Annotated in this window: 18 protein-coding genes and 1 pseudogene; 8 read left to right on the top strand and 11 right to left on the bottom strand. The window is 69.9% G+C overall.

The window, feature by feature from the left end:
* Nucleotides 1-360: a DUF2784 domain-containing protein gene (locus BRW65_RS04890; protein ID WP_244167985.1), complete on the top strand. Its 360-nt coding sequence runs from the start codon at nt 1-3 to the stop codon at nt 358-360.
* Here the strand turns inward: BRW65_RS04890 and BRW65_RS04895 are convergent.
* A complete protein-coding gene (locus BRW65_RS04895) occupies nt 350-598 on the bottom strand; it encodes a hypothetical protein (protein WP_073871926.1) in 249 nt (82 codons plus the stop codon). The genes BRW65_RS04890 and BRW65_RS04895 overlap by 11 nt on opposite strands.
* Before the next feature lie 101 nt (nt 599-699).
* Here BRW65_RS04895 and BRW65_RS04900 point away from each other — a divergent pair, with 101 nt between their 5' ends.
* Nucleotides 700-993 (top strand): LapA family protein, encoded by a 294-nt coding sequence (locus BRW65_RS04900; protein ID WP_073871928.1) that lies wholly within the window; start codon nt 700-702, stop codon nt 991-993.
* Nucleotides 994-1329: 336 nt separating this feature from the next.
* Nucleotides 1330-1911: a MarR family winged helix-turn-helix transcriptional regulator gene (locus BRW65_RS04905; RefSeq protein WP_073871930.1), complete on the top strand. Its 582-nt coding sequence runs from the start codon at nt 1330-1332 to the stop codon at nt 1909-1911.
* Here BRW65_RS04905 and BRW65_RS04910 read toward each other — a convergent pair.
* A complete protein-coding gene (locus BRW65_RS04910; RefSeq protein ID WP_073871932.1) occupies nt 1908-3158 on the bottom strand; it encodes a glycosyltransferase in 1251 nt (416 codons plus the stop codon). The genes BRW65_RS04905 and BRW65_RS04910 overlap by 4 nt on opposite strands.
* 11 nt (nt 3159-3169) lie before the next feature.
* A pseudogene (gene fni, locus BRW65_RS04915) lies at nt 3170-4218 on the bottom strand (type 2 isopentenyl-diphosphate Delta-isomerase).
* A gap of 374 nt (nt 4219-4592) precedes the next feature.
* Here fni and BRW65_RS04920 point away from each other — a divergent pair.
* The 3 genes from BRW65_RS04920 (at nt 4593) to BRW65_RS04930 (ending at nt 7079) form a co-directional block, all read left to right on the top strand.
* Complete coding sequence (locus BRW65_RS04920; RefSeq protein ID WP_073871934.1) at nt 4593-5072, top strand: TspO/MBR family protein; 480 nt, start codon at nt 4593-4595, stop codon at nt 5070-5072.
* A 3-nt stretch (nt 5073-5075) separates the two neighbouring features.
* Nucleotides 5076-6404, top strand: a complete 1329-nt coding sequence (locus BRW65_RS04925) for a cryptochrome/photolyase family protein (protein WP_073871936.1) — start codon at nt 5076-5078, stop codon at nt 6402-6404.
* Between the two features lie 123 nt (nt 6405-6527).
* Complete coding sequence (locus BRW65_RS04930) at nt 6528-7079, top strand: DUF4333 domain-containing protein (protein ID WP_073871938.1); 552 nt, start codon at nt 6528-6530, stop codon at nt 7077-7079.
* Between the two features lie 135 nt (nt 7080-7214).
* Here BRW65_RS04930 and BRW65_RS04935 read toward each other — a convergent pair whose 3' ends face one another.
* Nucleotides 7215-7952 carry an acyltransferase gene (locus BRW65_RS04935; protein ID WP_073871940.1) on the bottom strand — a complete coding sequence of 246 codons (738 nt, stop codon included), beginning with the start codon at nt 7950-7952 and terminating at the stop codon, nt 7215-7217.
* A gap of 102 nt (nt 7953-8054) precedes the next feature.
* Here BRW65_RS04935 and BRW65_RS04940 point away from each other — a divergent pair, with 102 nt between their 5' ends.
* Together BRW65_RS04940 and BRW65_RS04945 are read left to right on the top strand one after the other, a co-directional pair.
* A complete protein-coding gene (locus BRW65_RS04940) occupies nt 8055-9407 on the top strand; it encodes a PQQ-binding-like beta-propeller repeat protein (protein ID WP_432206397.1) in 1353 nt (450 codons plus the stop codon).
* Nucleotides 9408-9425: 18 nt separating this feature from the next.
* Nucleotides 9426-9815 carry a DUF6264 family protein gene (locus BRW65_RS04945; RefSeq protein ID WP_073871942.1) on the top strand — a complete coding sequence of 130 codons (390 nt, stop codon included), beginning with the start codon at nt 9426-9428 and terminating at the stop codon, nt 9813-9815.
* Here BRW65_RS04945 and BRW65_RS04950 read toward each other — a convergent pair.
* The 7 genes from BRW65_RS04950 to serB all read right to left on the bottom strand — a co-directional run bounded on the left by BRW65_RS04950 (nt 9812) and on the right by serB (nt 16552).
* Complete coding sequence (locus BRW65_RS04950) at nt 9812-10495, bottom strand: esterase (RefSeq protein ID WP_073871944.1); 684 nt, start codon at nt 10493-10495, stop codon at nt 9812-9814. The two genes, BRW65_RS04945 and BRW65_RS04950, sit on opposite strands and share 4 nt — an antisense overlap.
* Before the next feature lie 71 nt (nt 10496-10566).
* Nucleotides 10567-11808, bottom strand: coding sequence for a class I SAM-dependent methyltransferase (locus BRW65_RS04955; protein ID WP_084187729.1), 1242 nt, complete (start codon nt 11806-11808; stop codon nt 10567-10569).
* Nucleotides 11766-12740: a class I SAM-dependent methyltransferase gene (locus BRW65_RS04960; RefSeq protein WP_073871947.1), complete on the bottom strand. Its 975-nt coding sequence runs from the start codon at nt 12738-12740 to the stop codon at nt 11766-11768. The genes BRW65_RS04955 and BRW65_RS04960 overlap by 43 nt, the downstream gene beginning before the upstream one ends.
* A 10-nt stretch (nt 12741-12750) precedes the next feature.
* Nucleotides 12751-13515, bottom strand: a complete 765-nt coding sequence (locus tag BRW65_RS04965) for an enoyl-CoA hydratase (protein ID WP_139272882.1) — start codon at nt 13513-13515, stop codon at nt 12751-12753.
* The gene (locus BRW65_RS04970; RefSeq protein WP_073871950.1) at nt 13512-14357 is read right to left on the bottom strand and encodes an NUDIX hydrolase; all 846 of its coding nucleotides are present in this window, start codon (nt 14355-14357) and stop codon (nt 13512-13514) included. Before BRW65_RS04970 ends, BRW65_RS04965 begins: the two co-directional genes overlap by 4 nt.
* Nucleotides 14354-15229, bottom strand: a complete 876-nt coding sequence (locus BRW65_RS04975) for an ABC transporter ATP-binding protein (protein WP_073871952.1) — start codon at nt 15227-15229, stop codon at nt 14354-14356. The genes BRW65_RS04970 and BRW65_RS04975 overlap by 4 nt, the downstream gene beginning before the upstream one ends.
* 84 nt (nt 15230-15313) lie before the next feature.
* On the bottom strand, nt 15314-16552 hold the full coding sequence (gene serB / locus BRW65_RS04980; RefSeq protein WP_073871954.1) for a phosphoserine phosphatase SerB: 1239 nt from the start codon (nt 16550-16552) through the stop codon (nt 15314-15316).
* Nucleotides 16553-16567: the final 15 nt, after the last annotated feature.

Below are 16567 nucleotides of genomic sequence, written 5' to 3' on the forward strand. Positions count from 1 at the left end.
GTGCGGAAAGGGTATGTCGCCGCCGTCGTCGTGACCGTGGGCGCGCACCTCGCCTACCTGGCCTACGTGCCCGTCGGCGGCTTCCTCGCGCTGCGCTGGCCGCGCACCATCGTGCTGCACCGGGCGGCCGTGGCGTGGGGCGTCGCCGTCATCGCGCTCAGGTTGCCCTGCCCGTTGACGTCGGCGGAATCGTGGGCGCGCCGCCGCGCCGGCATGGATCCCCTACCTACCGCCGGGTTCGTCGACCGTTATGTCGCGGGCCTGCTCGTGCCGTCCGGCCGCGTCGGTGTCGCGCAGGCGTTCGCTTTCCTGTGGGCCGCGATCTCCTGGGTCCTGTTCGCGCGGCGCGTCAGCCGCTGAGGCCCAGCTGTCCCCCCGGGGCGCCGGCGACCGCCGAATCCGTGCCGGGCGCCGCCTCCTCGGGCTGAGGCGGACGGGACTTGCGCTGCCACAACGCACGAGCGGCAACCGAAACCAGAATGGCCGAGAGGATCACGGCGGGCCACAGGGCCAGCTGCGCCAGCCACAAGTCGCGCTGCAGGCGCAGCGCCGTGCGCCTGCGTCGCCAGACGCGCCGCGGCAGCTCTTTGACAGTCATCGCTGCTCTCATACCCCGCACCGGGCGAATCAAACGCCACAGCAGGAGAGGATTTCGCACCTCAGGGGTTTGGCGCACCGCGTTGACGGCTAGTCACCAGCATGAGCACTGAGTCGCGCGTTCCCGCCGAACCGTCATCGCGATCGTTCACCCGACTAGCGGCCGCCTGGTGGGCTCTCGTAGTCGGCCTGCTGATCCTGATCGTGCTGCTCATCTTCGTCGCGCAGAACACCGACTCGATAACCGTGCACTTCCTCGCTTTTCACTGGAACCTGCCGGTCGGAGTGGGCTACCTGCTTTCGGCCGTGGCCGGCGCCACAACCACGGTGCTGGTGGGCGCCGCCAGGATGATCCAGTTACGCAGGGCAGCCAAGAAGCAAATCAAGGCGCTTTGATTCTCTCGCTACGCAAACTCCTTGCTTAGCAAGCATTCCCGAATGCAGGCTGCGGGCGGGTGCGCGCTGGGCCGCCTCCCAACGATTCGGCTCGGGTCTTCGCGGGAATGCCACGGCGACAGGGTCGGAAGAGACCATGAGCCACAACGCAACAAGTGAGCGGTCGCACAGGCGGTGGCAAGTCACCATGGCTCTGGAGACCGAGAGGTCCGCTCGGCGTCCGCGTGTTCGCTGACCAATCCGGTGCCAATGCGGGACACTTATCGGGGCTAGCGGGCCGCGTGTGGCGGTCGCCGATACGCTGGTCGGCGAATCTCGCAAGAAGGACACCGATAAGTGACCAAGCGCGGCGCCGCAGACCGGCGAATGGACCGAGCCGAACTCGAAAAGTTGATGTCGGCCGACATGCGTGCGCTCACGGCGCAATCGGACCGCATCGGCCGACACTTCGCCCGCCAGAATGACGTCGGTGGCACCGACTTACACGCCTTGTTGCACATCATGGTCGCCGAAACGGCCGGAACGCCGCTGACGGCGGCGCAGTTGCGGCAGCGACTGGATGTGTCGCCCGCCGCCATCACGTACCTGGTGGATCGGATGATCGACTCCGGCCACCTGCGGCGCGAGCCCGATCCCGACGACCGGCGTAAGACCCTGCTGCGCTACGAGGAATCGGGCATGGCACTGGCGCGCTCGTTCTTCACCCCCCTCGGTGCGCACCTGCACGAGGCCCTCGCCGACGTTCCCGACCGCGATCTGACCGCCGCACACCGCGTTTTTCAGGCGATGATGGCGGCGATGTCCACCTTCGAATCGCAACTCGCCACGCCGGACCGCAAACCGCCCGAGACGGACGGGAAGCGCGCCCCCGTCAGGGGCCGGCGTCGCGCGGCGCGCACCGGCGACCGGCCCGCCTAGGACACCGGCCGCCGGGCAGTGGAACCGAGCACCCGCTGCTCGATCAGTTCGGCCCCGCGCTGCACCCCGCCGGTTGCGGCGAACCCGGCGGCCACTCGGCGGGCGCCGTCCGTCATCGTCATCGCCGCGCGGACCTTCGCCCGCAACCGTGCGGGCGTGAGGCTCTTGGCCGCCAGGCGGGTGCCGCAGCGGGCGACCTCCACACGCCGGGCGACTTCCGCCTGGTCGCGCGCGAACGGCACGACACAGACGGGCACTCCGCGGTCGAGGGCCTTCAGCGTCGTGCCCATCCCGCCATGGGTGATGGCGCAGCTGGCTCGCTGCAAGAGCGCCGCGTGCGGGACGAAACGGCGGATGGTCGCGTTGGCCGGCCTGGGGAGGTCCGGCGGTATACCGGCCGGAAACGTCGCCACCACGTGGACGGGCTCGTCGGCCAGTGCCCGCAACGCGATTCGTCCGAGGGCGGCATCTGGCTGCCTGATCGACGAGGTGTTCACCAGCACCACCGGTCGGTTGATGTCGGCGACCCACTCCGGTGCGGGCGCCTGCGCGGGCTCGAATACGCAGGCGCCGATGTGGTGAACCAAGCCGACCCATCCCGGGTGGGGATACTCGAAGGGCTCGCCGCCGACGGCCAGCAGCAGCGGCGCCCGCCGCACGAAATCGTCGACCGACACGATCGGCGACAACCCCAGCTCGGCGCGAACTGCGTTGACGCGCGGCACCATTGGACGATCGAACAGATACCGGACGATCGGCCGCACCGAGGCGTCGCGCAATTCGCCCAGGATGCCCGGCAACGGACGCAGCCCGGGACCGAACGGCGGAACCCCGCGGGACCGCAGGTACGGCGTGAACGGCGAGAACACCAGCCACGGCATATCGCCTGCCTCCGCGACCGACATCGCCCCCCAGCAGTTCGCGTCCACGATGACCGCGTCCGGCCGCACGGCGGACACCGCACGTCGCAAGTCCTCGACTTCGAGCGCCGCGCGGCGGCACGGCACGTCGATGGTTAACTTCAGCACTCCCAAGGCGTTTCGGGCGCGCCAGTCCTCACCGACGATCGACTCGATCGCCGGGTCGACCGGCTCGGCGTGGATGCCGACCGAGCGCATCGTCGCGACGCCACCCGCCATGGTGCGCGCGTGCACCTGGTGACCCCGGCCGGCGAGCTCGGCCAGCAGCGCGCCGGCCGGCAACAGGTGCCCCAGCGCCGGCGACCCGTAGGCCAGTATCACCGCCATGTCGCGCGCGGCTATGGGACGGGAGTCAGGTCGACGGCGCGCAGGCCGGAAAGGCTTGCGGCGCCACAGCCGTGCAGGCAGACGCGGAGTTCATCGATGAACGGCTGCAGCCAATCGACGACGGCGGCAGCCGAATCGATCGCTGCCGGCAGCAGGGGACGAGCCACCGCCACGGCATCGGCGCCCAACGCGATCGCCTTCGCCGCGTCCATACCGGTACGGATCCCGCCGGAAGCCACCAGCGGAATGCCCGGCAGCACCTCACGCACCTCCACGATCGCCTGCGCCGTCGGGATGCCCCAGTCGGCCAGATGCGGATACCGCAGCTCGCCGTAGCGGACGAGTTGCTCGACCCGCGACCACGAGGTGCCGCCGGCGCCCGCGACGTCTATGCCGGCGACCGGCAGATCCCCCTCGGCCCCAACCAATTCCGCGGCGGCCGCGCCGCCGATGCCGTGGCGGCCGCGCCGCCGATGCCGTGGCCGACCTCCTTGAGCAGCACGGGGCAATCTATCGCGTCGGCCGCATCCCGCAGCCGGGCCAACGAGCCCGAGAAGTCGGTGTCACCGTTGCGCTGGATCGCTTCCTGCAACGGATTGGTGTGCACCGCAAGCGCATCGGCGCCCACCCGGTACAGGGCCTTCACCAGATCGGGAACGGCGGCCTTGGTCAGTTGGGCCAGCCCGATGTTGCCGAACAGCAAGACATCCGGGGCGACATCACGCACCGTGAAGCTTCCCGCGGCCCGCTCGCCCAGCGCGCTGTCCAGCATGATCCGCTGCGAGCCGAGCATCATCCCGATGCCGAGCTCTTGAGCGGCCGCGGCCAGATTCCTGTTGATGGTCCCCGACAACTCGGCGCCGCCGGTCATCGCGCCGATCAGGACAGGGAAGCATAGGTCCGCGCCGAAGAATGTGGTCGACAGGTCGATGTCATCGAGGCTGGTCTGGGTCAGGGCGTTGTAGGGCAACTGGTAACGCTCCAGCCCGGTGGTCACATGCTCGTAATTGACCGGCTCGGCGAGGCACACGTCGATGTGCCGCCGCTTGCGGCTGGTCATCGGCGCCCGATCTGCCGTCACGGCAGGCACCCCGGCGCGACGACGCCGCACCCGCTCGCATCCATAATGTCCATAGTGCCCCTCATTGGGTACCGCCAATGTGCAACGGTGAGTAATTTCAGTTGATTAATGTTTAACATACTGAAATACTTCTCGTCGTGGTGTGGGATCGCGCGGCCGCGGCCGTAACGGGACGACGCTCGGGGCTGGTCGCGCCGGCCGCCGTGATCGTGCCGGAATCGTTTTGGCTGCCGTCACCCTGGTCATTCCCACGTTGTTCGGCCTCCTCGGCGACCGCATCTGGTGGCCATCTGCGCCGAGACCCACCAAAGCCGCTGCAGCACAGACAGAAATCAACCGGAACGGAGCACCCCTTGAACAAGTCGACCCTTGCCGCCACCAGCCTCGCCGTCGCCGCCGCCGCGGTGACCGGCACCGTCGCCAACGCCAAGGCCGCTCCCGCCTGGTATGCGCGGCTGCGGAAGCCGGCGTACCAACCGCCCAGCGCCGCCTTTCCGGTGGCGTGGACCTCCCTCTACGGCGACATCGCGGTCACGTCGGCAGTGGCCATCGAACGCTTTCGGGCGGCGGGACGAGAGGACGAGGCGCGCCGCTACGCGGCGGCGCTCGGCGTGAATCTCGCGTTGAACGCCGGATGGAGCTGGCTCTTCTTCGGTTTCCACAAACTGGGCGCGTCGGCGGTCGCCGCCGCCGTGCTGACAGCCAGCAGCGCCGACCTCGCGCGGCGGGCGGCGCGGGTCGACGCGCGGGCCGGCGTGGCGTTGTCGGCGTACCCGCTGTGGTGTTCCTTCGCGACCGTCCTGGCCACCCACGTTTGGCGACTGAACCGCTGAATCATGCCGACGCTGTTATGGTTCCGTCGCGACCTGCGGTTGGGCGATCATCCGGCGCTGAACGCCGCGGCCGACGACGGCGAGGTGCTCGCCTGCTTCGTGCTGGACCCGAAGCTCGAGGCGTCCTCCGGCCGCCGCCGGCTCCAGTTTCTGGGTGACTCGCTGCGGCGGTTGCGTGACGACCTGGACGGCCGGCTATTGGTGACGCGGGGGCGGCCCGACGAGCTGATCCCGCGCATCGCCAACGAGATCGCCGCGTCGGCGGTGCACGTCTCCGTAGATTTCGCGCCGTACGGTAAGCGTCGTGACGAACAGGTCTGTGCCGCACTGGGTTCGGTCCCCCTCGTGGCTACGGGCTCGCCGTACCTGGTCTCGCCGGGCCGCGTCGTCAAGAAGGACGGCTCGCCCTACCAGGTGTTCACACCGTTTCTGCGGCAATGGCGCGAGTCGGGCTGGCGGCCGCCGGCGAAATCGGGCGCCGGGTCCGCGCGCTGGCTCGATCCGGTGCGGCTACGTATCGACCGGGCCGAGATCCCCGACCCCGGCGCCACGCTCGACCTAGACGCGGGTGAGGCCGCGGCACGCAAGCAGTGGAAGTCGTTTATGGACAACGGGTTACAGCGCTACGCCGAAGAGAGGAACCGCCCCGATCTGCACGGCACCAGCCGAATGTCGGCACACCTGAAGTTCGGCAGCATCCACCCCCGCACCATGGCCGCCGACCTCGATCTCCGTCATGCCGGGGCGCAAGCGTACCTGCGCGAGTTGGCGTTTCGCGATTTCTACGCCGACGTGTTACACCATTGGCCGGCCAGCGCCTGGCGCAACTGGAACCGCCAGTTCGACTCCATCCGCACCGACACCGGCGCCGAAGCGAAGAGCCGCTTCGAGTCCTGGAAGGCCGGCGAGACCGGCTTTCCGATGGTGGACGCGGGAATGCGTCAGCTCCGGGAGACGGGCTTCATGCACAACCGGGTGCGGATGATCGTCGCCTCCTTCCTGGTGAAAGACCTGCACCTGCCGTGGCAGTGGGGCGCCGAGTGGTTCCTGGATCAACTGGTGGACGGCGACATGGCGAACAACCAGCACGGGTGGCAGTGGTGCGCGGGCTGCGGCACCGACGCCGCGCCGTACTTTCGGGTGTTCAACCCGACCACGCAGGGAGAGAAGTTCGATCCGTCCGGGGATTACATCCGGCGGTGGGTGCCCGAGCTGCGCTCCGTGGACGACGCGCACCTGCGCAAGGCCCAACGGCCGGCGGACTACCCCGCCCCGATCGTCGACCACGGCGCCGAGCGCGCCGAGGCGCTGCGGCGTTACCAGAACATCTGATCACTGCCTGCACAGCAACGAATGGTCGTGTGCGTGAATGTTTGCTCAATCGCCTGACCCGAAGCTGGTTGGCATGCGATTATCAGCCGATTCGCAGTTGTCAAGCCGCTCGGGAGGCACTAAATGACACCCTTCATCGTTCGGACGTTGCTGGCCTCCGGTGCCGCCGCGGGGTTGCTGGCCGGCGTGAACGCCTGTTCGTGTTCCGTCGGTTCGTCGCACTCGGTCAGCAAGAGCGATGTCGCCGGTCAGATCACCTCGAAGTTGACCGACGCTGCGGGCAACAAGCCCGACTCGGTGAACTGCCCGGACGACTTGCCGGCGAAGGTTGGGGCGCAACTCAATTGCGAGATGAAGGTCAAGAACCAGACCTTCAACGTCAACGTGACCGTGACGAGCGTGGACGGCAAGGACGTCAAGTTCGACATGGTCGAGACGGTCGACAAGAACCAGGTCGCCAGCATCATCAGCAACAAGCTGGCCCAGCAGGTGGGCAGAAAGCCCGACTCGGTGACCTGTCCCGACAACCTGAAGGGCGTTCAGGGCGCCACGCTACGGTGCCAACTCGTCGACGGCACCGACAAATACGGCATCGCGGTGACCGTCACCAATGTCGACGCCGGCGACGTCAACTTCGACTTCAAGGTCGACGACCACCCAGAACCCGCCAGCTAGCGGTGATCGCAAGCGCGGCGAAGCCGGGCGCTGCGGGTCACCGCCATCCGCCCAGCGGTGATCGCAAGCGCGGCGAAGCCGGGCGCTGCGGGTCACCGCCATCCGCCCAGCGGTGATCGCGAGCGCGGCGAACTTCTAACGAGCGGCCTTTTTGCGTTCGATGTCGGCCAGCGCGGCCGCCAGTTCGGCCCGCTGGGCGGCCGAGCTCTCCCAGGCGAGCTGGCGGTTCTTGACGACCTTGGCAGGCGCGCCGACCGCGATCGAGTAGTCGGGGACCACGCCGCGGACGACCGCGTGTGACCCCAGCACGCAACCGCGCCCAACGGCCGTCCCGCGCAACACCGTCACCTTCACCCCCACCCAGGTGTCGGGCCCGATCCGTACCGGCGACTTCACGATGCCCTGATCCTTGATCGGCAGCGTGATGTCGTCCATGCGGTGGTCGAAGTCGCAGACGTAGCACCAGTCGGCCATGAGCACCGAGTCACCGAGCTCGATGTCCAGGTAAGCATTGATGACGTTGTCGCGGCCCAGCACCACCTTGTCGCCGAACCGCAGCGAACCTTCGTGGGCACGAATGGTGTTCTTGTCGCCGATGTGCACCCATCGCCCGATCTCCAGCTGCGCCAGTTCGGGCGTCGCATGGATCTCCACGCCCTTGCCCAGGAACACCATCCCGCGGGTGATGATGTGCGGGTTGGCCAGCTTGAACTTCAGCAGCCGCCAATAGCGCACCAGGTACCACGGTGTGTATGCGCGGTTGCGCAGCACCCATTTCAGCGAGGCAACCGTGAGGAACTTGGCCTGGCGCGGGTCCCGCAGATTCGACCCCCGCCAGCGGCGATGGATCGGTGCGCCCCACATGCTCGTCATGGCCGGACAGCCTAGCGCGCGCTTGCGGCGGCCGAGAACCGTGGGCAATCCGCTAGAGCCGAGTCGTCACGGGTTACCCTCACCTGTACTCACTGGCCGCTCATGCCGAACGCCGTGGAAAAGGATCTGGGATTCGAGGTGCTTGACCGACATCTCCCGCGTGGGCTTCGGCGTTGGTCATCCGCGCTGCTGGCGGCCGGGATCACGGTCGGGCTCGGCGGGTGCGCCAACACCGACTCCTGGGTGGAGGCGTCCGCCTCGGCCGGGTGGCCGGCGCAATACGGCGACGCCGCCAACAGCAGCTACACCGGCACCAACGGCGCCTCCAAGCTCTCGCTGCGGTGGACGCGTTCGGTCAAGGGCAGCCTGGCGGCGGGCCCGGCCCTGAGCGCGCGCGGCTACCTGGCGCTCAACGCGCAGACCCCGGCCGGATGCTCGCTGATGGAGTGGGAGAACGACAACAACGGCCGCCAACGCTGGTGTGTGCGGCTATTCCAGGGCGGCGGGTTCGCGGGCCCCCTCTTCGACGGGTTCGACAACCTCTACGTCGGCCAGCCCGGCGCGTTCCTCTCCTTCCCGGTTACGCAGTGGACGCGGTGGCGGCAGCCGGTCATCGGAATGCCCACCACCCCAAGGTTTCTCGGGCACGGCCAGTTGCTGGTCGCGACGCACCTGGGCCAGGTGCTGGTTTTCGAGGCCCACCGCGGCGCGGTGGTCGGCAGCCCGATGGATCTCGTGGAGGGCGTCGACCCCACCGATGCGACGCGCGGGTTGGCCGATTGCGCGCCGGCCCGGCAGGGCTGCCCGGTGGCCGCCGCGCCCGCCTTCTCGGCAGCCAGCCAGACGGCGGTGCTGGGCGTCTGGCAGCCGGACGCCCCGGCCGCGGCGCTGGTCGGGCTGAAGTACCACCCCGGACAGACGCCGCTGCTGTCCCGCGAGTGGACCAGCGACGCCGTCGGCGTCATCGGCAGCCCGGTGCTGTCCGCCGACGGGGCGACCGTCTACGTCAACGGCCGCGACCAACGGCTGTGGGCGTTGCGCGCCGCCGACGGAAAGGTGAAATGGTCGGCGCCGCTGGGGTTCCTGGCCCAGACGCCGCCCGCGGTCACCCCCGCGGGCCTCATCGTGTCGGGCGGGGGCCCCGACACCCGCTTGGTGGCGTTCAAGGACGCGGGCGATCACGCGGACCAGGCGTGGCGCCGCGACGACGTCGTTCCGCTGTCGTCGTCGAGCCTGGCCGGCGCCGGCGTCGGCTACACCGTCGTCAGCGAACCGGCCGCGAACGGCGCGCCCGGCATGTCGCTGCTCGTGTTCGATCCCGGCAACGGCCACACGCAGGGCAGTTACCCCCTTCCGGCCGCCACCGGCTATCCCATCGGGGTGTCGATCGGCACCGATCGCCGCGTGGCGGCCGCCACCAGCGACGGGCAGGTGTACGGTTTCGCGCCGGCGTGACCGGGACATACTGAGCCCATGCCCACCGACGACACCGAGATGCAGGCGGCGATCGCCGCGTACTCGAAGAGGGACCAACGCCATCCGGCGGTGGACCGCACCGCGACCGTGCTGCTGCTCGCCGTCCAGGCTTTCCTGGTCGCGGTCACCATAGGCCTGCTCAGCGTCTACGTCATGGCCACCGACCCGTGCGGCTACCAGAAGTGCGGCGACCCGGCGTGGATCAATCGCGCCATGGTGCTGGGCATCGGCGGAGGCGGCGTCATCTTCGCTGCCACCCTGTTCGTCGCGGTCCGCCGCCTCGCCCAGCGCCGGACCGCTTTCTTCGTCCCGATCATCGGTTGTCTGGCGCAGGTCGCGCTGGCCGCGGGCGCCGTGGCCATGGAGTTCCAGGCCGGCCCCGTTTAGAGCGCCAGCGGCGGGATGGCGTTGCGGGGCACCTCGGCCTGGACCGGCCCGGCGAACGCCGGCAGGATCTCGCCTGGCGCGAAATAGAAGATCAGCTCGTCGTCGGTGATGGCGAAGTTCTGGTAATGCGTCGGATCGCGCCCGGTCGACGGCAAAATGGCTGCGCCCAACGGGGTCTGGCGTGTCAGGTCGCGCTGGACGATCGGAAAAATGCTGTCCAGCGGCGTCGTGCCCGGCGCGAACAGATTGTCGAAGGTGATGGGCTGCTTTGTCCCGAGGTTGTAGTTGAAGGCCTTGTACCAGATCGAGGGGTGCGCTCCACCGAGGTCCTGGAAGAACTTGAGCACCACGCTGCGGGTGTTGTGCGGCGGCTGACCCGAGCTGCGCTGCTCGGTGGTGGCCTCCAACTGGTAGGGCTGGTCCCGCGACCCCGAGCTCTGGGCGACGTTGACGAAGCCGTCCCGGTTCTGCGTGATGTAGTCGGTCAGCGCCTGCTCGTCGGGGTAGTCGGCGGGAAACGCCATGTTCAGCGTGTAGGTGGCGCCTGTGGCGCGCACGCGACACATCTGGCCGTCCTCGACGGTGCCGCCCAAACTGGCACACGACGGTGGGGCGGCGGCCGCGGGCCAACCCAACAGGGCCGCCGATGCGAGCGCCACGGCCGCTATCAGAAAACGCATTCTTCTATTGTCCTTGCAGGTGAGGCGGGGGCTGGGCGCCTGGCAGAGCGATCGCACCAGCCTACCCGGCGCTACCGTGACGGACGGCAGACGAAGGCCGTCGCGCGCCCGGCGGCCCCCGACCCGATGCGGGTGATGACCACCGACAGGGGCCGGCCGCCGCGCGGCCGGATCCGCCGCCGCAACGCGTCGGGGTCCACCCGCACGCCGCGAACCAGGACCTCCAACGTCCCGCAGTCCAGCGCCCCGAGGGCCTGGCGCAGCCGCCGCTCATCGAAGGCCAGCTGCTCGAGCACCTCGAATCCCCGGACCGCCGGCGGCAGCTCATCCCCCGACAGGTAGGCGATGTCGGGGTCGAGTTGCCACAGCCGGTGCCGCGCGCCGTAGTGGCGCACCAGCCCGGCCCGGACCACCGCACCGTCCGGGTCGACGATCCACCGCCCGGCCGGCCGCACGGGGCAGTCGTCGGGGTCGGCGTCGGTGATCTGCTCGCCGCGATCGAGGACGCTAGCGCGTCGCCGGACGCCGCGCTGTGCCAGTCCGGGCGACCAGAGGCACGCCTCGCGCACCGCGCCGCGGTAGGACGTCACCTCGACCTCGCCGCGGAAGCCGAGCCGATCCAGCTCGCCGAAATCTATTCCAGGAGAGCATTTTACGACGAGGTCGCGGTCTCGGAAGGTGTCGATCAGGGCGCCCAGCGCCGGGCGGTAGTCGTCGATGCGGAAGCGGCGCCGCCCGCCGACGCGTCGCGCCGGGTCCGCAAGCACCACGGCGTCGCGGGTCACCGGCGCCAGCGCGTCGGCGCGACAGAGCACGGCGGACTCCCCGAGGTTGTGCCGCGCCATCGCCAGCCGCACCGCATCGAGGTCGCTGCCAACCGTCCGAACCCCGACCGCGCGCAGCGCGGCCAGCTCGGTGCCGATCGAGCAGGTGGCGTCGTGCACGACGGCTCCGGCCCCGGCGAGCCGCCTGGACCGGTGCAGCGCCACCGGCGCCGCGGTGGCTTGCTGCAGCGCCTCGTCGGTGAACAGCCAGCTCGACACCGGGATTTCGGCGGCCAGCCCGTCCAGTTTCTCGGCGGCGCGCCGGCGCAACAACGTCGTCTCCACCAACACCGCCGCCCGGTCCCCGAATCGCGCCCGCGCCGCCGCGACGTCGGCGACCCGGGTCGCGTCGGTCAGCTCGAGCGCGTCGACCGCCGCCAGCGCGGCGGCACCGGCTTCCGACCGCAGATACCGGACGTCCCCGGCGGTGAAGGTGAGGCCGTCACTCAGGAGGGCTTGACCCCGGTGATCATCACGTTGTAGAACCAGCCCTTCGGCGCCACGTGCCGCCACACGTTGGCGTCCAGCCAACTCAGCGTCTTCCAGCTGGTGAACGCGAACTTTGCCCAGCCCCAGCCGAGCCGCCCGGGCGGCACCGCGCATTGGAACGTGCGCAACGGCCAGCCCAGCATGGCGGCGGTGAATTCCACTGTGGCCGTTTGCACTTCGGCCGCGCCGGCGTTGCCGGCCATCCGCTCCAGGTCATCGGGTTCAAAGGTGTGCAGGTCGACGACCGCCTCCAGCGCCGCGGCGCGGGAGGATTCGTCGAGTTCGGCCTGCGGTCGCCGCCAGCCGTCCAGGCCCGGCAGCTTGGTGACGTTGGTCGCCAGTCGCCAGGTCAGGGTGGACAGCGTGCGGGCGTAGGTGTCGCCGACGGTGGTCGGTTCGCCGGCGAACACGAACCGCCCGCCCGGCCGCAGCACCCGGACCACCTCCCGCAGCGCCAGCTCGACGTCGGGGATGTGGTGCAGCACGGCGTGCCCGACGACCAGGTCAAAGGTGTTGTCCTCGTAAGGGATTCCCTCGGCGTCGGCGACCCGGCCGTCGATGTCGAGCCCGAGCGATTGCCCGTTGCGGGTGGCGACCTTGACCATCCCCGGTGACAGGTCGGTGACCGAGCCACGCCGGGCCACCCCGGACTGGATCAGGTTGAGCAGGAAAAACCCGGTGCCGCAGCCCAATTCGAGGGCCCGGTCGTAGGGCAGCTCGCGCTGCACCTCGGCGGGAACGATGGCGTCGAAGCAGTCCCGGGCGTAGTCCACGCAGCGCTGGTCGTAAGAGATCGACCACTTCTCGTCGTAGGACTCCGCCTCCCAGTCGTGGTAGAGCACCTGAGCCAGCTTGCTGTCGTGCCGGGCCGCTTCCACCTCTTCGGCGGTGGCATGCGGGTTGGGAACGGCATCGGTCGAACTCGTCGTCATGCAGGGCAGCCTAACGGGCTCCGGGTTCGGAGTCCTCGTCGCCGGTCTGACCTGCGGCGAACACGTCGACGTACCGGCGCCGCTCGGCGGCGTCCCGGTCGGCCGGACCCAGCTCGAACACGTCGTTGATGCCCGCCTTCGCGGCGGCCAGCGCGTCGCGCGGCCCATCGAGGAAGCGGCGGGCCCATCCCGCGGCGGCGTCGTAGACGTCGTCGGGGGCCACCATCTCGTCGATCAGGCCCAGCGTCAGCGCCTCCTCGGCGTCGAAGAACCGGCCGCTGAACACCAGTTCCTTGGCCCTGCTCGCCCCGGCCGCGCGGGTCAGCCGGGCCATGCCGTCGCCGCCGGGGATCAGTCCGGCGAGGATCTCGGTGGCGCCGAACTTCACGTTGTCGCCGCTGACGCGCCAGTCGGCGGCCAGCGCCAGTGTCAGCCCGGCGCCCAGCGCGTAGCCGGTGATCGCGGCCACGGTCGGCTTGGGAATGGCCGCCACGGCGTCGATGGCCTGCTGCCGCGCCCGGGCCGCCGTCTCGGCCTCCTGCGCGCTCAGCGTCCGCAGCTCGGGCATGTCGTCGCCGGCCGAAAAGATCTCGTGGCCACCGAACAGTATGACCGCGGCCACGTCGTCGCGCTCCCCCAGCTCGCCGGCCGCGGCCACGATCTCGCGGTAGACCTGGCGGGTCATCGCGTTCGTCGGCGGCCGCGCCAGCAGCAGCATGGCCAGGCCGGCGTCCTGCGACCCGTCGCTGACCACGGTGCTGACGAATTCGCTCAATGCCGCCATCCCATCCCGCCGGCTTCGCGCGCCTGGTGGTAGCGGTCGGAGTCGAAGAACTCGAACACCCAGTTGTCGCCCTGTATCTCCAGGTGCGGCTGCACGGTCACGATCTGCCGCTCGACGGCCAGCACTTCGGCGACGGTCCGCCCGGCCAGCGAATCCAGCTGGGTCCACGTCGGTGGCAGTAGGAAACAGCGCCCGGCGGAGAAGTCCTCGATGGCGGCCTGGGGCGTCGTCCAACCGGCGCGATCGGATTCGGTGTTCTCGCCGTCGGCCCGCTGCCCCGCCGGCAGGGCCCCGACGAAGAAATAAGTGTCGTAGCGGCGGGTGCGCTCCGCTTCGGGGGTGACCCAGTTGGCCCAGGGCCGCAGCAGGTCCGAGCGCAGCTCCAGGTTTTCGCGGCGCAGGAAATCCGCGAAGGACAGGGTGCCCTCGGCGAGCGCGCGGCGGGCGTCGGCGTACACCGAGGCGTCGCCCACGATACTGTCCGGTGCCCTAAGGCCCTGGCCGGCCGGCCCCGCGAACAGCACCCCGGATTCCTCGAACGTCTCCCGGGCCGCGGCGCACACCAGCGCCTCGGCCAAGTCCGGCTCGATACCGAAGCGCTCCGCCCACCACTGCGGCGGCGGCCCGGCCCAGGCGATATCGGCGTTGCGGTCGCGATCGTCCACGCCGCCGCCGGGGAACACCATCGTGCCCGCGGCGAACTCCATCTTGGCGTGCCGGCGCATCAGGAAGACGGCCAGCCCGGTTTGTGAGCCGTGCGGGTCGTCGCGGATCAGCATCACGGTCGCCGCCGGCCTCGGGACGAGCGGTGCCTCTTCGGTCGGTGACGTCATAGCGGCCTCCGGTGGGCTGCGCGGGTGCGGACGCGGCGGGCGAAATAGCGGCCGTCGGCGACGTCGAGCGCGATCGACTGGCCGAAGGCGGTGGACAGATTCTCCGCGGTGAGCACGTCGGTCAGCAGCCCGGCGGCGACCACCTTGCCCTCCGACAGCAGCATGCAGTGGCTGAAGCCCGGCGGGATCTCCTCGACGTGGTGGGTGACCAGCACCAGCGCCGGGGCGTCGGGATCGGCCGCGAGGTCGGCCAGCCGCGCCACCAGCTCCTCGCGGCCGCCCAGGTCGAGCCCGGCGGCGGGTTCGTCGAGGAGCAGCAGCTCGGGATCGGTCATCAGCGCGCGGGCGATCAACACCCTCTTGCGCTCGCCCTCCGACAGGGTTCCGTAGCTACGGTCCGCGAGGTGTTCGGCGCCCAGGCTCTCCAGCATGTCGACGGCCCGGCGGTAGTCGACGTCCTCGTAGCGTTCGCGCCACCGGCCCAGGACCGCGTAACCGGCCGAGACGACCAGGTCGCGCACCACCTCGTCGGTGGGCACCCGCTGCGCCAGAGCGGACGAGCTGAGGCCGATCCGGGAGCGCAGCTCGGACACGTCCACCCGGCCCAGCCGCTCGCCGAGCACGAAGGCGACTCCCGATGACGGGTGCTCGGCCGCCGCCGCGATCCGCAGCAGCGACGTCTTGCCGGCCCCGTTCGGGCCGACGATGACCCAGCGCTCGTCGAGCTCGACCGCCCAATCCAACGGCCCGACGAGGGTGTGTCCGCCGCGGCGCAGCGACACGTCTCTGAAATCGATCAGCAGATCGGGATCGGCTGCCTCGCTTGTTGGGTCGGCTCTGTCCTCGGATTCTCGCGAATCCTCGGATTTCACCTCCGGCTTCCATTTTCGGGCACCCGCTCATCGTGCCGTATCCCTCGCACGGGAACGCAGAAGCCCCGGGTTTGACGCGTAGCGCTACGCCTCGGGCGGGATCTCCACCCGCCGGACCTCGCCGGTCACCGCGTCGGCGGCCTCGATCTCGCCGCGCGTCACGCCCAGCAGAAACAGCACCGTGTCCAGGTAGGGGTGGCTCAGCGACGCGTCGGCCACCTCACGCAGCGCCGGCTTGGCGTTGAACGCCACGCCCAGCCCTGCCGCGGCCAGCATGTCGATGTCGTTGGCGCCATCACCCACGGCCACGGTCTGCGCCATCGGCACCCCGGCCCGCTCCGCGAAATCCCGCAGCGCCGTGGCCTTGCCGGCGCGGTCGATGATCGGTCCGACGACCCGCCCGGTGAGTTTGCCGTCGACGATCTCGAGCTCGTTGGCGGCGACGTAGTCCAACATCAGCTCCTCGGCCAACGGCTCGATGATCCCCCGGAAGCCGCCGGAAACCACACCGCAGTGAAAACCCAAGCGACGCAACGTCCGCAGCGTGGTCCGGGCCCCGGGCATCAGCTCCAGCTGCTCGGCCACCTCGTCGATCACGCTGGCGGGCAGGCCGGCCAGCGTCGCCACCCGCTGTTCGAGCGACTGCGCGAAGTCCAACTCGCCCCGCATGGCCGCCTCGGTGATGGCGGCGACCTTGCCCTCCGCGCCCGCGCGGGCGGCCAGCATCTCGATGACCTCGCCCTGCACCAGCGTCGAGTCCACGTCGAAGACGATCAGCCGTTTGGCCCGCCGCTCCAGGGTGTAGTCCTCGACCGCCACGTCCACCCGCTCCTCGGCCGACACCTGGTTCAGCGCCGTCCGCAGCGCGGCATCCGATCCCGGCGGCACCGAGACCCGCAACTCGAGGCCGGTCACCGGGTAGTCGGAGACACCGCGGATGAGATCGATGTTGACCCCCAGGGTCGCCACCGCCCGGGCCACCGCCCCGAACGCGCCGGCGGTGATGGGCCGGCCGAGCACGAAGATGGTGTGGGTCGAGGGATCCCGGATGATCGGCACGTCGTCACTGCGCTCGATGGTGACGTCGAGGCCCACCCCGCGGATGGCCGACTCGACGTCACGGCGCAGGGCGGGGCCGTCGGCGACGTCGGCGGGACAGCACACCAGCACGCCGAGCGTCAGCCGGTGCCGAATCACCACCTGTTCGACGTTGAGCAGCTCGACGCCGTGCCGGGAGAGCGCCTCGAACAGGGCCGACGTGACACCCGGTTGATCCACTCCGGTGACGGTGATCAGCACCGACACCTTCGGCGGTGAATTCACCTGCGGCTACCGCCG

Origin of the sequence: Mycobacterium paraffinicum (assembly GCF_001907675.1) — a bacterium.
GTDB classification, from domain to species: Bacteria; Actinomycetota; Actinomycetes; order Mycobacteriales; family Mycobacteriaceae; genus Mycobacterium; species Mycobacterium paraffinicum_A.